Annotated in this window: 18 protein-coding genes and 1 pseudogene; 12 read left to right on the top strand and 7 right to left on the bottom strand. The window is 50.6% G+C overall.

Annotated features, from left to right (window positions below):
- Positions 1-113 precede the first annotated feature (113 nt).
- From groL to dnaK, 3 genes are all read right to left on the bottom strand, one after another.
- Complete coding sequence (gene groL / locus HRU10_03080) at positions 114-1760, bottom strand: chaperonin GroEL (GenBank protein ID NRA26214.1); 1647 nt, start codon at positions 1758-1760, stop codon at positions 114-116.
- Positions 1761-1800: 40 nt separating this feature from the next.
- Positions 1801-2103 carry a co-chaperone GroES gene (locus HRU10_03075; GenBank protein ID NRA26213.1) on the bottom strand — a complete coding sequence of 101 codons (303 nt, stop codon included), beginning with the start codon at positions 2101-2103 and terminating at the stop codon, positions 1801-1803.
- An 88-nt stretch (positions 2104-2191) separates the two neighbouring features.
- Positions 2192-4132, bottom strand: coding sequence for a molecular chaperone DnaK (gene dnaK / locus HRU10_03070; GenBank protein ID NRA26212.1), 1941 nt, complete (start codon positions 4130-4132; stop codon positions 2192-2194).
- 275 nt (positions 4133-4407) lie between these two features.
- Between dnaK and HRU10_03065 the strand changes: the two genes are divergently transcribed.
- The 8 genes and pseudogenes from HRU10_03065 (at position 4408) to HRU10_03030 (ending at position 11987) form a co-directional block, all read left to right on the top strand.
- On the top strand, positions 4408-6054 hold the full coding sequence (locus HRU10_03065; protein NRA26211.1) for a hypothetical protein: 1647 nt from the start codon (positions 4408-4410) through the stop codon (positions 6052-6054).
- A gap of 16 nt (positions 6055-6070) precedes the next feature.
- On the top strand, positions 6071-7540 hold the full coding sequence (locus tag HRU10_03060; GenBank protein NRA26210.1) for a hypothetical protein: 1470 nt from the start codon (positions 6071-6073) through the stop codon (positions 7538-7540).
- A gap of 12 nt (positions 7541-7552) precedes the next feature.
- A complete protein-coding gene (locus tag HRU10_03055; GenBank protein NRA26209.1) occupies positions 7553-8401 on the top strand; it encodes a glycosyltransferase in 849 nt (282 codons plus the stop codon).
- 45 nt (positions 8402-8446) lie between these two features.
- Positions 8447-8878, top strand: a pseudogene (locus HRU10_03050) (GNAT family acetyltransferase).
- A 63-nt stretch (positions 8879-8941) separates the two neighbouring features.
- Complete coding sequence (locus HRU10_03045; GenBank protein ID NRA26208.1) at positions 8942-9493, top strand: NUDIX hydrolase; 552 nt, start codon at positions 8942-8944, stop codon at positions 9491-9493.
- Complete coding sequence (mtaB, locus tag HRU10_03040; protein ID NRA26207.1) at positions 9486-10802, top strand: tRNA (N(6)-L-threonylcarbamoyladenosine(37)-C(2))-methylthiotransferase MtaB; 1317 nt, start codon at positions 9486-9488, stop codon at positions 10800-10802. The genes HRU10_03045 and mtaB overlap by 8 nt, the downstream gene beginning before the upstream one ends.
- A 156-nt stretch (positions 10803-10958) precedes the next feature.
- A complete protein-coding gene (locus tag HRU10_03035; GenBank protein ID NRA26206.1) occupies positions 10959-11582 on the top strand; it encodes a DUF481 domain-containing protein in 624 nt (207 codons plus the stop codon).
- A complete protein-coding gene (locus HRU10_03030) occupies positions 11583-11987 on the top strand; it encodes a DUF481 domain-containing protein (GenBank protein ID NRA26205.1) in 405 nt (134 codons plus the stop codon).
- Between the two features lie 183 nt (positions 11988-12170).
- Here the strand turns inward: HRU10_03030 and HRU10_03025 are convergent, their stop codons facing one another.
- Positions 12171-12515: a biopolymer transporter ExbD gene (locus tag HRU10_03025; protein ID NRA26204.1), complete on the bottom strand. Its 345-nt coding sequence runs from the start codon at positions 12513-12515 to the stop codon at positions 12171-12173.
- 65 nt (positions 12516-12580) lie between these two features.
- A complete protein-coding gene (locus tag HRU10_03020; protein NRA26203.1) occupies positions 12581-13171 on the bottom strand; it encodes a MotA/TolQ/ExbB proton channel family protein in 591 nt (196 codons plus the stop codon).
- Between the two features lie 347 nt (positions 13172-13518).
- On the opposite strand from HRU10_03020, the gene HRU10_03015 reads away from it, so the two are divergent.
- From HRU10_03015 to HRU10_03000, 4 genes are read left to right on the top strand one after another with little or no spacing between them, the layout of a single operon-like run.
- Complete coding sequence (locus HRU10_03015) at positions 13519-13728, top strand: MbtH family NRPS accessory protein (GenBank protein NRA26202.1); 210 nt, start codon at positions 13519-13521, stop codon at positions 13726-13728.
- Between the two features lie 25 nt (positions 13729-13753).
- A complete protein-coding gene (locus tag HRU10_03010) occupies positions 13754-14518 on the top strand; it encodes a thioesterase (GenBank protein NRA26201.1) in 765 nt (254 codons plus the stop codon).
- A 15-nt stretch (positions 14519-14533) separates the two neighbouring features.
- Positions 14534-15736, top strand: coding sequence for a sulfotransferase (locus tag HRU10_03005; protein ID NRA26200.1), 1203 nt, complete (start codon positions 14534-14536; stop codon positions 15734-15736).
- A gap of 3 nt (positions 15737-15739) precedes the next feature.
- Positions 15740-16951, top strand: a complete 1212-nt coding sequence (locus tag HRU10_03000) for a diaminopimelate decarboxylase (protein NRA26199.1) — start codon at positions 15740-15742, stop codon at positions 16949-16951.
- Positions 16952-17330: 379 nt separating this feature from the next.
- On the opposite strand, the gene HRU10_02995 is transcribed toward HRU10_03000, so the two are convergent.
- Both HRU10_02995 and HRU10_02990 read right to left on the bottom strand, forming a co-directional pair.
- The gene (locus tag HRU10_02995) at positions 17331-17909 is read right to left on the bottom strand and encodes a peptide deformylase (GenBank protein NRA26198.1); all 579 of its coding nucleotides are present in this window, start codon (positions 17907-17909) and stop codon (positions 17331-17333) included.
- A gap of 176 nt (positions 17910-18085) precedes the next feature.
- Positions 18086-19111: a hypothetical protein gene (locus tag HRU10_02990; protein NRA26197.1), complete on the bottom strand. Its 1026-nt coding sequence runs from the start codon at positions 19109-19111 to the stop codon at positions 18086-18088.
- Positions 19112-19318 lie beyond the last annotated feature (207 nt).

Raw genomic sequence — 19318 nt, 5'->3', positions numbered from 1 at the left:
ACCCATGCTCATGGCCATTTCGGTGATCAATCAGCCTGATCGACAAAAAAAGCTACAGCCGCGTAAACGACTGGAGCCTCAATAAAACTAATAGGTTCAACAATTAGCTGGCATTACATCATGCCGCCCATGCCACCCATGCCGCCCATGTCTCCACCTGGAGCCGCAGGCTTTTCCTCTTCAGGAATATCGGTGATCATGCACTCAGTGGTGAGGAGCAGGCCAGAAACAGAAGCCGCATTTTGCAGCGCAGAGCGCGTTACCTTTGCAGGGTCTACAACACCAGCCTTAACGAGGTCTTCATAAGTGTCCGTAGCGACATTGTAGCCTTCGCTGCCATCCTTCTTGAGGACTTCGGATACTACGAGTGATCCTTCAACTCCGGCGTTTTCACACAGCTGACGCAGAGGAGACTCGATCGCGCTGCGCACGATTTGAGCACCGAGCTTTTCGTCACCTTCGAGAGCTTCGACTACTTCGTCGATGGCAAAGGCAGAACGGAGGAGGGCTACACCCCCACCAGGAAGGATACCTTCCTCTACAGCAGCGCGTGTCGCGTGCAGAGCGTCTTCTACGCGTGCCTTCTTCTCTTTCATTTCAGGCTCAGTCGCAGCACCCACGTTGATGACGGCAACGCCACCAGCAAGCTTTGCCAAGCGCTCTTGGAGCTTTTCACGATCATAGTCAGAAGATGTCTCTTCGATCTGCTTGCGGATCTGCTTTACACGACCTTGGATGTCAGACGCTGAACCCGCACCTTCGACGATGACGGTGTTTTCCTTGTCGATAACTGCACGCTTGGCAACGCCGAGGTCAGAGATGTCGAGGTTTTCCAGCTTGATGCCGAGGTCTTCGGTGATGCAACGACCGCCCGTCAGGATAGCAATATCTTCGAGCATGGCTTTGCGGCGATCGCCGAAGCCAGGAGCCTTGACTGCGCAGACATTCAATGTGCCACGGATCTTATTCACGACGAGAGCTGCTAGAGCTTCACCTTCGATGTCTTCAGCGATTACGAGGAGAGGCTTTCCAGCCTTTGCGACGGTTTGAAGGATAGGAAGAATGTCGTTAAGAGCAGAGATCTTCTTCTCGTGGATCAGGATGTATGCGTCTTCGAGCACGGCTTCCATAGACTCCGCATTGGTCGTGAAGTATGGAGAGAGGTAACCCTTGTCGAACTGCATACCTTCAACGACTTCAAGAGTCGTTTCGATAGACTTGGCTTCTTCAACAGTGATAGTGCCGTCCTTGCCAACTTTGTCCATCGCGTCAGCAATGATCTCACCGATCTCAGTGTCCCAGTTTGCAGAAACTGTAGCAACCTGACGGACTTCCTCACGCTCAGATACTGCCTTTGAAGCAGAGGCGAAATAACCAACGGCCGCTGCTGCTGCCTTATCGATACCACGCTTTAGGTATACTGGATTTGCACCTGCAGAGACATACTTCAAGCCGCGGCGGTAGACACCTTCAGCCAGAACGGTCGCTGTGGTGGTTCCGTCACCTGCAGAGTCAGAAGTCTTTGAAGCCACTTCGCGCACCATTTGTGCACCCATGTTTTCATAAGGATCTTCCAGTTCGATTTCTTTAGCAACAGTGACACCATCCTTAGTGACATTTGGGCTACCGAACTTCTTGTCGATAAGGACATTGCGCCCCTTAGGTCCGAGTGTGGTCTTAACAGCCTTAGCGAGTTGCTCTACACCTGAGAGCACCTTCTTGCGAGCTACTTCGTCGAAGATAATTTGTTTAGCCATAATTTTGTTATGTGTGTTTTAAAGTTGTGGGGTTGAGAGAGAATTATCCAACGATGGCGATGATATCGTCTTCGCGTAGAACGGTGTATTCGATACCTTCTACTTTGACTTTGCTGCCACCATATTGGCTGACGAGCACTTTGTCTCCAACGCTGACTTCGAAGGGGACTTCAGAGCCATCGTCGTTTTTGCGACCTGTTCCAAGCGAGACTACCTCAGCTTCCTGAGACTTTTCCTTGGCAGCGTCGGGAATGATGATCCCTCCGCGGATTTGCTCGTCTTCCTCGATTGCTTTTACGAGGACGCGGTCACCGAGTGGTTTGATGTTAACAGCGACTGTTGTCATATGTGTATGTGGGTTGGTTTATGGGTTGAATGTATGAAAAAACCCAGAGGTTCGACGGCATCAACCGCTTCCCCCCTGGGTTTAAAGTCTATTTCTTGTCCTCGTCGACGACTTCGAAGTCTGCATCGACGACGTCGCCCTCTGCCTGCTTCGGCTCAGACTGCGCTGACGCGGCAGCTTCGGGTCCCGGCTGAGCATCTCCGGCGGTATCTGGAGCTGGAGCAGCTTGAGCAAGCTTTTGGAGCGCCGCCATGATGGCGTCGTTCGCGGTCTTGATCTCGTCTGCCGAAGCGTCTGATTTCTCGAGAACTTTCTTGGCCTCATCAATCACACCTTGGATCTCGCCCTTCACCTCTTCCGGGGCTTTATCTCCGAGCTCATCAAGTTGCTTCTGAGTCTGATAGACCATGTTGTCCAATTGGTTGCGAGACTCAACAGACTCCTTGGCTTGCTTGTCCTCTTCGGCATGCATCTCTGCCTCCTTTTTAAGTCGCTCGACCTCGTCCTTGTCTAGACCTGAAGAATTGCTGATTGTGATCTTTTGATCCTTACCGGTTTCTTGATCTTTTGCGGTGACGTGAAGGATGCCGTTAGAGTCGATGTCGAAAATCACCTCGATCTGAGGCAAGCCACGTGGTGCAGGCTTGATACCGTCGAGACGGAAATTACCCAAGGTCTTATTATCCTTAGCCATGGAACGCTCACCCTGGAGGACTTTGATGTCGACCGCAGTTTGATTGTCCGCATAAGTCGAGAAGACTTGGCTCTTCTTAGTTGGGATCGTCGTATTGCGATCGATCATCGGTGTCGAGACGCCACCCGCAGTCTCAATACCGAGGGTCAAAGGTGTCACATCAAGAAGGAGGACATCGCCCACCCCTTCATCTCCAGCGAGAACAGCACCTTGTATGGCAGCACCGATGGCAACCACTTCGTCGGGGTTGACGCCTTTATGCGGATCTTTGCCAGTCAGCTCGCGAGCAATCTCGGTTACCTTCGGAGAACGGGTCATGCCACCGACCAAAACAAGTTCATCGATGTCAGAAGCTGAAACCTCAGAATCCTCCATACATTTACGGACAGGCACTTTGGTGCGCTCGTAAAGTGTATCGGTGATTTGCTCGAGCTTTGGACGACTCAGCTGAACGTTGAGGTGTTTCGGCCCTGTCTGGTCTGCTGTAATGAAAGGAAGATTGATATCAGTTGATTGAGCCGAAGAGAGCGCGATCTTAGCTTTCTCTGCTTCCTCTTTGAGGCGTTGCAAAGCCATCGGGTCTTGGCGCAGGTCGATCTCATTTTCCTTCTTAAATTCAGCAACAAGCCAATTGATGATGGCTTCGTCCCAATTATCACCACCGAGGTGTGTGTCGCCATTGGTCGCCTTCACTTCGAAGACACCGTCAGCGATATCTAAGATAGAGACGTCAAAGGTCCCACCTCCAAGGTCATACACCGCAATCGTGCTTTCACCCTTCTTATCTAAACCGTAGGCAAGAGAAGCCGCAGTCGGCTCGTTGATGATACGGAGCACTTCAAGACCCGCAATAGCACCAGCATCTTTAGTGGCTTGGCGCTGAGCATCGTTAAAATAGGCAGGGACCGTGATAACAGCCTGAGTCACTGTTTCGCCAAGATAATCTTCGGCATCGGACTTCAATTTACCCAGGATCATCGATGAAATCTGCTCAGGCGCAAAAGACTGCGTCTCATCACCTACTTGGCATTCAATGTAAGCATCGCCATTTTTTCCGTCTACGATTTTGTAAGGGAGGTTGGATGCCTCCTCCTGAACCTCAGTACTTTTACGACCGATGAGGCGCTTTGCTGAAAAAATGGTGTTGTGGGGATTAGTGACCGCTTGGCGTTTAGCCGATTGGCCCACCAGACGCTCGCCTGACTTGGAGAAAGCGACTACGGACGGAGTCGTGCGTGCACCCTCTGAATTTGGGATTACGGTGACCTCGCCACTTTCCATGACAGCCATGCACGAATTTGTCGTTCCTAAATCGATACCTATGATTTTGCTCATTCGCCACGCTGAGTGCATTCATTTTGCCAACGAACACGATGGACTCATAATTTTTTAAATAAAAACGACTTACAAATTTCATAAAATTTGAGAACGCTGTCGCCTGCCTGAATTCAGGGAATAAAGCGGGACAGAGTGAGCCACCATGTCACACCGCACACTGTGACACTGTCTTCACTTCTGAGGATGTCACACCTATCTCGTCCGTCATCAATCCTCCAAAGATATAATCTCCGCGTTTACAAACAGGGGCGGTTTTGATTCAGTCCCGATTTATGAAAGCACTGATAGCTACTGTGATCGCCATCCTGGCTTTTCCACTTTCGCTCACACTGCTTTTTATCGGCTCACAGGTCCCCACTCATTTCACGGGAATTGCTCCAATACTATTGGAGTTTGTCGGAGAGGGCCGTCCAACCTCAAAAACTTATACGAATAGCTGGATCGATCGTGATAAAAGCGGTGTAGCTCGAACGCTGAGTTTGGGTCTTGGATTAAAGTCCACATCTTTGGATCTGAACAGCCCCGAATATCGCGTGTTGGGGGGAGGCGAACCGTATATGGCCTCTTTGATCAAAGCGGCTGATTTCAATCCGACCGACTCCCATCCACGCTACGGGGTTGCAGGCGTAATCATGAAAAACAGCGTCCGCGACACGCTCCTACGTATGCTTCAAGAGTCGCGTAATCGCTGGGTTGCTGAAATCCTTAGAGCACGCTCATTGAACGGCATGCCAAGATTTGCACCCGTCAACTCGGCAGCAGGAGCACCGCTTGAGGGCGCGATCCTAACCATAGCACTGCTCATCCAAGCCGATGCGCTTCCGACTACGCTCACCGAAGAATTGGGCTCCATGATTGAACAGGCCATTGAGAAGCAATCCAACCAGGCCTTAATCGAGCTTGACAGTGTATTTCTAAACATCGCCTCTCTGGCAAAGCGCTTGGACTGGGCGACCCTACGCGAAATGATCAGGCGCGCAGAAACCTGGAATGACATGGAATGGCTAGCAAGCACGTCGTTAAACCACGTTTCCGATGGACGCTCGGCATACCAACCTTTCGCGATCTGGCTAATGGCAGATCAACCTAGTGAGTATATAGCCTATGTGAATCGCTGGGGCGATCGTGCCTGGGAGGCTTTCGATACGGCAGGCTCTGTCAGTCCGGCAGCCGTTGATTTTTTGATAGAAGAATTTGTCCCTATTCATGAAAAACCAGAATGGCTCGCAGACATATATCCCGGTCTTGGGCGTAAGATAGAGCATTTCTTCTTAACTACCTTTTCGATTGATTCAGTGACGCTACGATGGGCCAAAGGTAGCCTCTTTGCTCTAGCGGGCGTTCTCGTCGCAGGGTCTCTGTTCATTTTCTCGGCGGCATTAGGACAACACGACCAGATACGGGGAAAAAGCATTGCAGGCTCTATTGCCAGCGGTGCCCTAGTCTGTCTCAGTAGCTGGATCTTAACGGAACCGTCCTTGCTTGCTCAAATGGAACATGACGCCGATGCCGTTCATCTCAACTTCTCAAACAGTGCTATCATCGCCAACATCAGCCCTCCTGTCATGAATTCTGGAGCAATTGATCAAGTCACCCTCCTCGTCCTTGGAGTCTTCTTGTTGATTCAACTCATCGTGTATGTCGTTTGCCTCGTCCGAGTGAGTGACATCAACCGCCAACCCCTAACGTCTGAGCTGAAAATAGACTTACTAAATAATGAGGAGAACCTCTTCGATCTCGGACTCTACATCGGCTTGAGCGGCACGGTGCTCTCTCTCATTCTCATATCACTGGGTATTGTTGAAGCGAGCCTTATGGCTGCGTATGCCTCGACTCTGTTTGGTATTTTATTCGTTGCGGTTTTGAAAGTATTCCACGTCCGGCCTATGAAACGGCGGCTTTTGATGGAACGCGGCTGACCCGGGCACACGCGTAATGAATCGAAGTATCCTCCTCGTCATCTGTGACTTCCTGCTCCTGAGCATGTTGGCCCTCGCTCGCTTCGATCAGTCCGAACCCGTAGAAACAGTCATAGACGACAACACCCAAGTAGCGGAAGAAAGCGCGACCGCAGAACTCTTAGAGCTGCTCGAAATGAGCTTGGAGGAGACTCAAAATAACACCGAATCCCTTGAGGAGAGCCTGCGCAGCAGACAAGAAGAGCTGGCGCAGCAAGCAGAGGCTCTCGCTGCTTCACAAGAAGCGATCACAGCAAAAGAAGCTGAGCTGGAACAAGCCCGCGCCTTGGCCGAGCAAGCAGCCTTAGCTCGCAAAGCAGCTATCGTCGAAGTAGAACGCGCGGAGACACAACTTGAGCAATCCGAGCAAATCGCCACCCAGTTGCGCTCAGAATTGAATGCGAACCAAGAGAGCAACCTGATTACCCTAGAGCGTCTCCGCCAGGCCGAAACATCTTTGCTAGATCAACAGGAGGCACTAGCCGAACTAGAACGTGAAAAAGCTGCTATGGCCGAGCGCGAACAAGCCACACGAGACAACTTACTTGAAACTCAGGCTGAACTCAGAGTAACCGCCGCAGAAAAACAGCTCCTGACTACCAACCTAGAGAACACCCAAATTCAATTGGAGACAGCACAGATCGAAAAACGACAGCTACAGAAGCAGACCGAGCGACTCACCGAAAATGTGGGCGCACTCGCTCAATCATCCCAGCAAATTAAAGAAGAAATCCAGCAGAGCCAACCGCTCTCACCCGCCAATATTTTTAACCGCTACCAAGAGAACCGACTCGCGCTAAAGTGGTCTTCCGTATTCACAGGCGTCTTCGGCACCCGCAGCCGAGATGAGGAAACCATCGCACTACGTCTCCAAACTGATGAGGGTGTCTTTGCTTTATTTAACGCTCAAGGCACGCCCCTTGATCCTTCGAGTAATCGAGGCATGCCGCTCACTCTCGAGCTCACCATCGAAAGCCGCAACGGCGATAGCTATACCCCGACGATGGTCGAATTTTTGGTAATCGACCCACGCATCATCAGAATTCGCCTTCCTGATACCTATGCTGTTCCCCGGCAAACAGGAGCAGTACGCCTCTCGCCCGATCCATTCCGCTTTGACAAAGCAACCCTTGTCCATCCGCCCAACGGCTACTACGGAGAATCTCCCTACCGCGTATCTGCACAGACGAGTCAAGTGCTTGAAATGAACTCACGCATTCTATCCAGCCTCTTTGGAGACTTTGATCCAAAGCGCGGAGACATGGTGTTTTCCATGGCGGGCAACCTCAACGGTTTCATGCTCAACGAACGATCCGCAGTCCGTCTCGAAAGCCTCGCTACAAGAGACGTGCTTGAGCTCGGTAAAAACTACTCATTTCAACGAGCAGAAATGCTCTTAAACGCTCAGAAAGAACGCTACCGCGGTCTGCCGACGAGCCTGCGCTAATTTCTGTCTCTTATGAGCAAGCTCTCTATCATTGTCCCCATTTTTGGAGCCTTCCGAGAAACCCGTGACCTCCTCCTGACATTAAGAGCCACCACGCGCCACAAAGACCCAGAGATTATTTTCGTCGACGACGCGACCCCCGACCCAAGGATGAAAGCCTGGTTGATCGACGTGGGGCAAACCGGCATCCGCCTACTGCGACACGACACCAATCAAGGCTTCGGACAGAGCTGTGCGACCGGCGTTGAGGCAGCAATCCACGACTGCATCGTTTTTCTAAATAGCGACCTGCTCCTTACCCATGGATGGCTCGAACCCTTGGTCGACGCTTTTGAATCGGATGATGATCTTGCTATTTTGGGAAACACCCAGATCGCGCACAGCGACGGACGAGTGGACCACTTAGGCAAATATTTCGACGAAGACGGGATTCCACGACACCTCGACAAGCGTTTACTACCAGACTGGCATCAAAGACACAGCAGTCCATCATCCCTGCCCTGCCCCACCATCACCGCCGCTTGCTGGATGCTGGAGAAATCGACCTTTGAACAACTCAATGGCTTCGATGAAGTGTTTGTGAATGGCTTCGAAGACGACGATTTCTGCCTGCGGGCTGATAGAGACTTGGGTGCTAAAACAGCATGCTCATCGTCAAGCATTGTCTATCATCACATCAGCCAAAGCCCCGGTAGAAAAGACAGCGAAGACGCGAATACGGCACACTTCATCGAGCGCTGGAGCGACTACACCAAGCAATGGCACAAAGACCACTTCGATTCCTGGTTGGAGGAAGCCCGTGCACGTATTTCTGAAAAACACCATGTCTTTACGTTAGAGAAAAACTTGCAGCGTTCATGAAAGGCTCACAGCTACACACTTTTACCCTTTGAGTGAGCCAGCCCTATGAAATTAAGGATATTTGAAGAAAACGACACCGAGGCAGTCATCGCGCTTTGGAATGAATGCGACCTGGTATGACCTTGGAATGACCCTTATAGAGATATTCAGCGAAAACTTTCTGAGCGGCCTGAGTTGTTCTTGGTGATGGAACAGAATGGGGAAATCATCGCGAGTGCTATGGCTGGTTATGATGGCCACCGGGGCTGGGTATATTACCTGGCCGTAGCGACCCCATTTCGGCGGCAAGGGATTGCCAGACGATTGATGCAAGCCTGTGAAGAGCGATTGATTGCCATAGGTTGCCCGAAAATCCAACTCATGGTTCGAAAGGATAATGAGGAGGTCATCGAGTTCTACGAGAATCTCGGCTATGCAGATGCATCTGTGGCGACATTGGGCAAACGGCTGATCCAGGACACATCAACTTCGCTATAGTTGCTTGCGAATCGCAGCGAGATGGGTGATGCCTTTATTCTCCCATTATCGAGAAACGCCTGCATGCACCGCACACACATCATCCAACTTCTAGAAGCCTACGAGCCCTTTCGCGATGAAGACCGTGAATCCTGTCAACGCACGCTCGAATTCGTAAAGGCGACACCCGATTGTTTTGAGCGCACCACCCTTCCCGGACACATTACAGGGAGTTGCTGGTTACTGGATCCCTCTCATCAGCACATTCTTCTAACACATCACCGCAAGCTCGACAAATGGCTTCAGCTCGGCGGCCATGTTGATGGAGAGTCCGACGTGATGGAGGCGGCGCTGCGCGAAGCTTACGAGGAGAGCGGCTTGCAAGAAATTCAGCCATTGGACGCAGCGATCTATGACATCGACATCCACAATTTTCCAGAAAAAGGCGCTATGCCAGCTCACCTTCACTTCGATATTCGTTTTGCCTTTGAGGCAATCGGATCGACCGCATTTTCTGTAAGCGAGGAGTCGCTGGACCTGCGCTGGGTGCCCATAGCAAAGGTTTCAGAAATGAATGCAGATCAGTCTGTGGTGCGCATGGCTGACAAATGGATGGCACGCCCGACCCATGCATAGTCTTGCCGAACAACCTCGGGCAGCGCTCCACACGCTCGGATGCCGTCTGAACCAATACGAAACGAAGCTGATCCGAGACAAACTCGAACTGGCGGGCTTTCGCATCGTCCCCTTTGATCAACCCGCAGATTTGGGCGTTATCAATACTTGCACGGTGACGAATCAAGCGGACGGTAAATCGCGGGCAGAGATTCGTAAGTTTATCCGGCGCAACCCCAAAGCGCGCACCGTTGTGGTCGGATGCTACTCCCAAATGGGTTACAAGGCTATTTCACAGATCGAGGGAGTGGATGTCATCATCGGCAATCAGGACAAACTCAACGTGCTCGATTATCTACCCGAGGAAAAGGCTGAGACACCCATCATCGTGCGGGACCGGATCGATAGGACCGACTTCACGATAAACTATGTCGGCGATTTACCCTTCACGCAGCGCGCCAACCTAAAGGTCCAAGACGGGTGTGATTTCGTGTGCTCATTTTGCATCATACCTCAGGCCAGAGGCCGAGCCCGCGCCCGAGACTTTGCTAATGTATTGGAGGAAGCCAGAGCGCTCGTCGAACGTGGCGTGGGTGAGCTCGTCATTACGGGTGTAAATATTGGCACCTACGAAAACTCCGGCAAAAGCTTCCTCGATCTAATGGATGCCCTCGACGCAATACCGGGTGTCAATCGCATCCGTATCAGCTCCATCGAGCCCACCACGATTCCCGAAAAACTCTTTGATCGCATGAACGACCCGGCGCATGCAGTCCTTCCTTATTTACACATTCCCCTACAGTCAGGAAGTGATGCGGTACTCACACACATGCGGCGGCGCTATTCGCTCCAGGAGTATGTAGATTTTATCAACATGGCAGAGTCGCGCGTAAGAGATCTTTGCATCGGCACAGACATCCTCGTTGGCTACCCGACTGAAACAGAGGCACATTTTGAGGAGACCTGTCAGACATTTCTCAATAATCCTTTCGCCTACTGCCACGTCTTTACTTTTTCGGAACGGGATGGCACTCGAGCCGGGCCCATTCCTCAGAGCGAGCAAGTCCCCACCCAAGAGCGTAATCGAAGATCAGCACACTTGAGAAGACTCAGCGCGAAAAAGCGACACGACTACTATAGCGCTCATGTAGGCCAAACGCTGCCAGTGCTCTTTGAGAACCCGCGCGAGGACACATGGCCAGGCTATACGGATAATTATATCCGCGTTGTCGCCAAAGACAGCCGTGACCTCAAAAACAAAATGGCACAAGTCCGCCTTGAGGGCGTCTCCGCCGATTTTGTTGAAGGCACGGTGGTAGCATTACTCTGAATAATTGGGCATAAAACACATATCCAAAAGAGCATGACAAAGCATCATGCCTTTACCGCCTTGACGCGTAGCCGTTATGAGGTCAAGACGCGCTGCTAGACGTTGTTTCAAGCAAAACTTAGCGACGTCTGAACAACAAACAAACACGCTACAGCTATGATATCCTCACTGCCAACCCTAAGCCGTCGCATCGGCCTATCTATCGCGGTTGCCCTCTTGGGCACATCGATTCTGGCAGCTCAAGACATACTTGTCATGAGCAACGGTGACACCCTCACCGGTAAATATGTCCAGACCACGGATGGAAAAATCGAATTTGAGTCCGATATGCTCGGGACGATTATGGTTCCTGAAGACAAGGCCACGGTTAAGACCGCGGAGGCAGTCGCTGAGGAGACAGCTGCTCCTCAGGCTGAACCTGCGACCATGCAATCCGCAATCACGGGCCAAGCCGCACCGGAAAAGCCAAAGGGTTGGCTACGCTCTTTGACACGTATGCCCGATAATATGGCGGGAAGTGTCACCCTCGGCATCTCAAGCCTAGAAGGAACGGCTGACGCCGAAAATTACGCATTCGCATTTACGCTGGGACAGACACTCGAAACTCAGGAATGGCAGATCTATTCCAACTATAATTACGGCGAATCCAACGACGTGAAGAACACTGACAATCAGCGCCACGGGGGTTGGTATAAATGGTATTTCGCCGGTGATGGTCGTTGGTTCCTTCATCTGCAGGCAAGCTGGCATCAAGACCGCATTCAGCGCCTCGAAGCTTAAATCGATGGCATTGCGGGAATCGGCTATTATTTCCTACGGACGCCTAAGTATCAATGGCAGTTCAGTCTGGGACTCAATTACGAGGAGCGTGAATACCTCGACCTGTCTGGTATTTCCATTCCCAGTGAAGATTCGACCAAAATTGGCTTCTTCGAGCAGTTCACTGCACAGCCACTCCCTTTCATCAACATTACCCACACCTTCTATTATGCAGTAGATGTGGATGACCAAGACATCTACGATTACATCTTGAGCTTCGGCATTTCTACTCCGATCACTCAAAATACATCCATTGGGCTAAAATATGATCGTCAGTATAACTCTTCAGTTCCGGACATTTTCCAGGCTTTTGGAATTGAGGAAGAAACTACGACCATAGCGGTTCAACTCGGCTATACCTTCTAAGAATTTACTATCTACAACCCCCGTAATCAAAAGAGTGTCATCGGAAGCGATGACGCTCTTTTTTGGAGTGATGCGCATGGATGAGTTTAGTTGATTTCGTCGTCTGAGCTAGTTTCGATCATGGATCACGACGAAGCGTGCCACTCCTATAATTCAGAAAACTGAGAAATCAGATAAGATATTTTACTCGGATTGCAATCGTACGCGTTGCAGGCCATTGGCGCGGCAGATGTCGATGATCCGAGTCAAGTCTTTGATGGAAATCTCCTCGTCCATCGCCAATAAGACAGGCGTTTCGGAATTGATTCCGGCCTGGGCCGTGACTGCGGCAATGAGGAATTCCTCAGTAACAGGTTCATTATTCAAATAAATCTGTTCCTCTAGATCCATCTGAATGATCATCGTATCCGTCACCGTATTCTCCCCGGCAGTCTCAATGTTCGGAAGAGAAATGTTGAGGGCTCTCAGATCTCCAAACTGCATCGAGAGGAGGAAGAAAAATAACAACACCATAAGTACGTCTACCATAGGCACTAGGTTGATCTGACTCGATCGACGGCGACGCGGCCGCAAACTCGTTTCCAGGCCCATGCTTAGCTGTCTTCCGGTTGCTTTTCACGTTGGTTCGCCAAATCAATGAGGCGCTCGACACCCACTTCCAGTCGGGCCGACAAAATATCTATGCGCCGGTGCAGGAAAGCATTGCCGATCAGCGCGGGTATGGCGACCGAAAGACCAAGGATCGTGGTAGTCAACGCTAGCGCGACTCCCTGAACAAAGCCCGTCGGATCGGGCAAACCAGTATCCACATTTACGTTTTCAAATACACGCACCAGTCCTGTTACTGTTCCCAAAAGCCCAAGAAGGGGCGCCGCCCCAATAACGACATCTAGGACAAACATCCCGCGTTCCATGCGCGCGACTTCCAGCCGCGCATAGGCCTTGATCCCTTCGGCATCTGGCTTGTTCGTGCGGAAAAAACTGGCAATTCTCCCTGAGACAGTGAGTGTTTCACTCGGGATCGACTCCAAATTTCCGTCGATGTAATGTTGCACCACGTTCCTCTGGATAATCCTCCCTGGCCTGAGAGCCAACAGACGCTCAAGTATGATGTAGATGGCGAGGACTGAACAGAGTCCGAGGGGCCAGGCAAAGATACCTGCATTTTCAATCAGTTCTTTCATGGAAAGGTTGTCTAGTAAGTAGACACGTCGCGTTCAGTAGTCAGCCAGTTACAAGAAGTGTTCAAATCAATTTCCAGTTTATAAAACCGGACGATTCAATAGGCAGCATAATCTGGGTTAAAGTAGGGGAACCCCCTTCTCTCCGAAAAACCGCCGTTACATCATAAAAAATAGCGACACTCCCTTTTTGCGAGTGGAGACCAAATTACCAGTATCCCCTTCTGAATCTTAGAAAGCCGATCGAGCGTCAGACTACAACGTCTTATCGTTGAATGCCGTAGCTTTCTTTTTGACATGACAATGAAGCCTTTTTTGCCTGCGATTTAGCGAAACTACTGAAGAAATCTATGGATACGGAAGACACTTTTACCTACCGCGTTGTTATCAATCACGAGGAACAATACTCGATTTGGCCAGACTTCAAAGAGATCCCGAACGGATGGAAGGCTGTGGGCCCCACTGGAGATAAGGCGACCTGCTTGGCATATATAAAAGAGAATTGGACCGATATGCGCCCACTTAGCCTACGTAAAGCGATGGCCGAGCAGGGAGCTTAATTTCGGCCATAGACTTCCTTTGGATATGTCACCTGTAGATAAGTGGCTAGCCATTCCGCAGCCGGTAACTAACGCCCGGCTCAATCTGCTCACCCTACCCTATGCAGGTTCTGGGGCCACCATATTCTACAAATGGGCCAAGCCGCTAGCAGTGCATGGCATCCAACTCGCGCCGATCATGCTCCCGGGACACGAAAGCCGGTTGGGCGAACCGCTTTATCGTGATGTCAAACGTTTGGCGAACGATTTGGCTGAGGCCTTGGCACCCGTAGCGAGCAAGCCGTGGGCACTCTACGGACATAGCATGGGCGCTGTCATTGCCTATGAATTTCTCTGCGCCTTGAGGGACCAGGGACTCCCCGGCCCTCAACACCTGTTTGTCTCGGGGCGCAACGCGCCGAATTTCCCTTGGAAACTCGGTGACATGGATGCGCTGAGCGACGCGGAATTTATTGAGAAAATAAATCACATGTTTGGGGCTATCCCGGACTCAGTGAAAAACTCACCAGAGCTCCTCGAGATCTTCGTTCCCATCCTCAAAGCAGACTTCGCTCTGTTGGAGAAATACGATTTTGAGGCGTCTACAGCACTGGAATGTCCCATCAGTGTGCTGGACGGGATCGATGACGATTGGACTCAATCTGAAAAAATCCATGCTTGGAAGAACTTCACGACCCAGTCTTTTGACTATCAGGTATTCGAAGGAGATCACTTCTTCATACAGTCGATGACCGACGAAGTCATTCAACACATGGTAGCTCGCCTCTCTGCATCAACACTCAGCCCCTAATCCGAGACTGACCCGATGGAGCAGCCGATCTTTATCCTCTGCCACCCGAAATCTGGCTCCACACTGTTGCGCATTATTATGAACGCGCATCCCGAAATAGCCTGCCCACCCGAGGCTCATCTATTGATCTACGGGGTCGCGATGCACCAGACGCTCAGTGTTACCGAACGAAACGCACTACCTGAGGCGTCTCTCGATGATTTCAATGAAGAGATCATCAGCCAAGTAAGAGAATCACTCAACACCATCATGGGGCGACATACCCAACGCAGTGGCAAACGCATATGGTGCGACAAGTCGGTGACATCCCTCTATGACACCGATTTTCTGAAAAAACTGTTTCCGGATGCCAAATTCGTCGTGCTCTACCGGCACTGCATGGACTTCATTCACTCTGCGCTCGAAGTCGCTCGCTACGGATGGGAAGAGATCGGAATCAAGGTGAACGATTCAGCCAATCATGTCGATAGCCTCGCACATTTTTGGGAGATAGAAACATCCAAGCTGCTTGATTTTCATGAGGAATACAGTGAGCAAACCCACATACTCTGCTATGAAAGGCTGGTCACTGAGCCCCAGCATGTGCTCCCTCAATTGTTCGAGTTCTTAGGGCTCGAATTTCCAGATAATATTATCGAGGCAACATTTTCCAACGACCACCAGTTTGGAGCCGGGGACGCAAAGGTACAATTCACCACCGGAATCGAGACCGAAAATCTCGGAAAAGGGCGCTTTGTCCCACGTGACAAAATAGAGCGTACCACCGAACGAAAAGTGAATGCGCTGCTAGGCCAACTCGATTACGAGACTATAGACGCACATTGGAATAGTCGGTCGCTTCCCATGGCAGCTAGAATCGATCAGCCGGGATCCGAAGAAGCAAAGGTCGTTGGTCAGGAGCTCGAGAGGTTATTTGGCCAAATGCTCCCTATCCGCCTTTCTGCTTTTAGCCAAAACGGAAGCCGTCAGGCGCGGACGGTAAAGCTGTCCATCCTCGATTGCACCGATCAGTCTTATATCTTGGATTTTCACTCAGGGAAGTGTATGGCAGTCGCTGCCGACGAACCTGCCGACACATCATTAAGTTTTCGTTACTCTACGTTAAGAGAGATTATCGAAGGAAAGACCAATCCGGGTAAAGCGGTGTCCGACGGAAAGATCATCATGAGCGGAGACGTGGAAGCGGCAGGCCTGGTGCCTCAATTATTCGAACACTGAGCCATGGATCGTGCAAACACTTGGTGGCAACGCTCCGACCTGCGTTATGTCGATGGAACGTTGCACTTGTCATACCTAGACCTCACTCAGATATGTAGCGTCGATTCGACACCCCAGTATGTATATTCGGGAGAGCGCATCCTTTCTAACCTCGCTCGTCTTGATAGAACGCTCAGTCAGCACGAGATCGATCATCGCATTTTCTATGCGATGAAGAGTAACCGTTTCCCTGATATACTCCGCCTGTTAAAGCACAGCGAACAGTGCGGCATTGATGCTTGCTCCCCTGGAGAGGTAGAACGGGCGCTGGAGTGCGGCTTTGACCCAAGCGAGATATCCTTCACTGCCACCGCCCTCTCCGAACGCGATCTCGATTATATTTCCAGTCTACCCGAATTGACCATTAATCTCGATTCACTCAGCGCTCTGCGACGCTGGGGTCAACGGTGCCCCGGAACAGGCGTCGGCCTACGGATCAATCCAGAAACCAGTATCGGCTATCGAGACAACGAGCAGCTTCAATATGCCAGTGAAGAAGAAACTAAATTCGGCATATATGCCAGTCAATGGGAGGAGGCCCTGGAGATTGCTGATTCTTTCGGGCTCAAGATCAATGGGATCCACTGTCATGCTGGGTGCGGGTTCACCGATCTTTCTCGCCTGCCCGAAGTCTTGAAGCGCGTGCTCAACTTTGCAGAGCAGGTTTCTGATCTGGCATACGTCAATCTGGGAGGTGGTTTGGGAATCCCATTAGACAGCGTTGATGCATCACTTGATTTGGATGCCTGGGCTCAATTGATCAAACCATTCCATGACGCTGTCAACTGCCCCATATACTTCGAACCGGGTGACTATATTGTTAAAGACAGTGGAGTCCTTTTGGCTACCGTAACTATGGTGGAACGCAAGAAGGAGACCCTCTTCGTTGGCCTCGACACTGGATTCAATGCCCACATGGAACCCGCATTCTACCATTTACCCCTAGAACCCATCCCACTGATCGAGCCCTCGATTCCAGGATCTAGCTGGGAACGTGTCACCCTTTCCGGGAATATAAATGAAGCCCTAGACATCTTCTACAGGGACATTCCATTACCCCCGATTCGAGAAGGAGAGCAACTTGCCCTAATCAATGCTGGCGGCTACGGGGCAAGCATGGCCTCCCAACACTGCCTACGTTCCATACCAACCGAACGATTAATTTCCTCACCCTAGTGGAAAACGGATTGAGCCGGTCTAGGCCTAAAAGATAAGGCCGTTCGACTCTCAGCTATAGCGGACAAGCTAAACATATTTCTTTGATGATAGGATCTTTTTGCTAATGCAACTCAATATCATCAAGGAATTTGATTTTTTTAAATCTACGACGAACGGCCTCAAACACGGTTAAAAGTCATCCCATAGGCACTCAAATTTTCACTGACCCACGGATCACTCGGATCTACACAGGTCGGCTTCGGAAACTTGGTGATCTAATACCAACCCACCAGTCTACCCCCCGGCTTCAACAGTGAAGCCCAACATCCAAAAAATTAGCGTCCATTCGCGGACCAAAAATGAAGTTTGTCAGATGATCGAGAAAACCATACACTGCTCAGCCGTTCGTCTTTAACCAATCTCGTGTTTCGCGCTTTAGACGTTTGAGCTTTTTTTCAAGCTTACCCAATGCCTTACGCTCCATTTGGTCGATAAAGAGGACCCCGTTGAGGTGATCGACTTCATGCTGGATACACCGAGCCAGAATGCCTTCACACTCGAGCACATGAGGATTGCCATCGATATCTTGATAGCTGACCCGAACGCGATCCGGCCGCTTTACAACCCCACGCATATCGGGAAATGAAAGGCAGCCTTCGTCGTAGTCTGAGTGAGTCATTGGAATCTCTTCCACCTGTGGGTTCGCCAAGGCCATCGGCATGAACATATCAAAGGGAATGCGCTTCCCATCCAACTCATAGAAATACTCGGGAGGATTTTCCGGGAAGTGAACATCGACTACGCAAAACTGAAGGGCTTTTCCGATTTGCTGAGCTGCCAGGCCAATCCCATCCGCCGCGTGCATCGTCTCTACCATATCATCAGCCAACTGCTTCAACTTTGGACCAAATTCGGTGACCTTCTCGCCTTTCTCCCGCAGGACCGGCTCTCCATATTGAGTGATTCTCAATTCCATCGCAAAAACCATTACCGTAGCCAGAAGCACAGGGAATCAACAAACTATAAATGTCGCACCCGATCCTATTGATTTAATTTCGTTACCGGCGTCCGGTGAGAATTCCACATCAGAGTAAAATGTTCTCTTGGATTTTTCCAAATTAAGTTAATGGCTGCGTTTGGGCTGAGGTAAGTCTAAAAATACCTGATCACGTTTTGTCGCATTTCTTTGATCTCCTCAGCCCCTAGGCGATCCAAAAGCATCAAGCTCTCATGGAGGCCATCGATACCATGAAAAGCGATACAATTGACTTGGTGCCGCAAGGGTGGATCGAAGTAGTTTGGGTATTCGAGAAGGGGTATGGTGCCGACCGACATGGATTCAACCACGTTATGACTCATAGGCATGTGCACACCTGGGGCAGCGACGAAAAACTCAGCGCGGGCGAGCGTCTGTAGCCACTGTTCATTCGCAACGGGGTGCTTCTTAAAATCCACTGTGGTGAAACCTTTTTTTACTCCTTGAGTCGGGGTATTCGGATCAACGAAGTGCGTAAGCTTAGGTCCATAGAATCCCTTGATGGATGAGATAAGTGCGACACGCGTCAACGTACCATGCGGTCCTAAGAACTCCGTTTTGTCGTATTTCTTTGGATCGCAGTTCCCTGCAAAAAAGAGTCTCCATGAACGCTGCTGGTCGCGAGCTTTGTTTACAGACCCAAAACCTCCATTCATCAAGTTCTCGGGGTGAATGCGGTAAGGCATCGCGACTTCGTCCCCTCGCTTGGGTTGCCGCGCTTCGTAATTGAGCTCAATCAGCTTTTTAGCTTTGATATTGAGTCGCGATGGATGATCGCGGATCCAAATATCTACTTTTAATAATCTAAGATTTTTGGGAATGATTGAGAAAATGGGGTCGACGAGCAGTACTTTCTTGTAGCGTTTGTTCCTGAATGACGCGAGAAAGTGGTGATTGGGTGCTACAACAATCTCGAATCCTGACATCTTAAAATAGTAGAATATCAAGGCGACATCTCGGCCTGCATCCGAGTCTGCAAGCGTCCTCTTTAGATCAATCAGAACAGTGGGCGACTCATTCTTGCGCGTAAAAACAAGTCGTCTCTTGAGCCTGGATACAAAGATCCAAGCTCTGGGGCTCACACGCTGCCTCAAAATACGCTGATACACTTCGAGCTGTTTGAATATTTTTCTGAACTGCATGTAGACAGCGGTTATTTCGACTTCACCGAGGCGTGCATTTCAAGCAACACTCTGGACTATTAGGCCATATCAAAAGCAATATAACAACTCAGGCCGCAACAAGCTCCAATAGAAAAAGCTAATTCTACAAGGTCTAGGTCGTGCAGCCGATCGCTCGACTGCACTCCTACAGACCCGTGCGAGCGCGATTAACGCACACGGTTCCTC

The organism is Opitutales bacterium (genome assembly GCA_013215165.1).
Lineage (GTDB): Bacteria > Verrucomicrobiota > Verrucomicrobiia > Opitutales > JABSRG01 > JABSRG01.
This window is presented reverse-complemented; position numbering and strand designations above follow the sequence as displayed.

Coding starts and splice junctions, on each gene's coding strand:
- HRU10_03075 (NRA26213.1), bottom strand. CDS start 2,103: ATGACAACAGTCGCTGTTAACATCAAACCACTCGGTGACCGCGTCCTC.
- dnaK (NRA26212.1), bottom strand. CDS start 4,132: ATGAGCAAAATCATAGGTATCGATTTAGGAACGACAAATTCGTGCATG.
- HRU10_03065 (NRA26211.1), top strand. CDS start 4,408: ATGAAAGCACTGATAGCTACTGTGATCGCCATCCTGGCTTTTCCACTT.
- HRU10_03060 (NRA26210.1), top strand. CDS start 6,071: ATGAATCGAAGTATCCTCCTCGTCATCTGTGACTTCCTGCTCCTGAGC.
- HRU10_03055 (NRA26209.1), top strand. CDS start 7,553: ATGAGCAAGCTCTCTATCATTGTCCCCATTTTTGGAGCCTTCCGAGAA.
- HRU10_03045 (NRA26208.1), top strand. CDS start 8,942: ATGCACCGCACACACATCATCCAACTTCTAGAAGCCTACGAGCCCTTT.
- mtaB (NRA26207.1), top strand. CDS start 9,486: ATGCATAGTCTTGCCGAACAACCTCGGGCAGCGCTCCACACGCTCGGA.
- HRU10_03035 (NRA26206.1), top strand. CDS start 10,959: ATGATATCCTCACTGCCAACCCTAAGCCGTCGCATCGGCCTATCTATC.
- HRU10_03025 (NRA26204.1), bottom strand. CDS start 12,515: ATGGTAGACGTACTTATGGTGTTGTTATTTTTCTTCCTCCTCTCGATG.
- HRU10_03020 (NRA26203.1), bottom strand. CDS start 13,171: ATGAAAGAACTGATTGAAAATGCAGGTATCTTTGCCTGGCCCCTCGGA.
- HRU10_03015 (NRA26202.1), top strand. CDS start 13,519: ATGGATACGGAAGACACTTTTACCTACCGCGTTGTTATCAATCACGAG.
- HRU10_03010 (NRA26201.1), top strand. CDS start 13,754: ATGTCACCTGTAGATAAGTGGCTAGCCATTCCGCAGCCGGTAACTAAC.
- HRU10_03005 (NRA26200.1), top strand. CDS start 14,534: ATGGAGCAGCCGATCTTTATCCTCTGCCACCCGAAATCTGGCTCCACA.
- HRU10_03000 (NRA26199.1), top strand. CDS start 15,740: ATGGATCGTGCAAACACTTGGTGGCAACGCTCCGACCTGCGTTATGTC.
- HRU10_02995 (NRA26198.1), bottom strand. CDS start 17,909: ATGGAATTGAGAATCACTCAATATGGAGAGCCGGTCCTGCGGGAGAAA.
- HRU10_02990 (NRA26197.1), bottom strand. CDS start 19,111: ATGCAGTTCAGAAAAATATTCAAACAGCTCGAAGTGTATCAGCGTATT.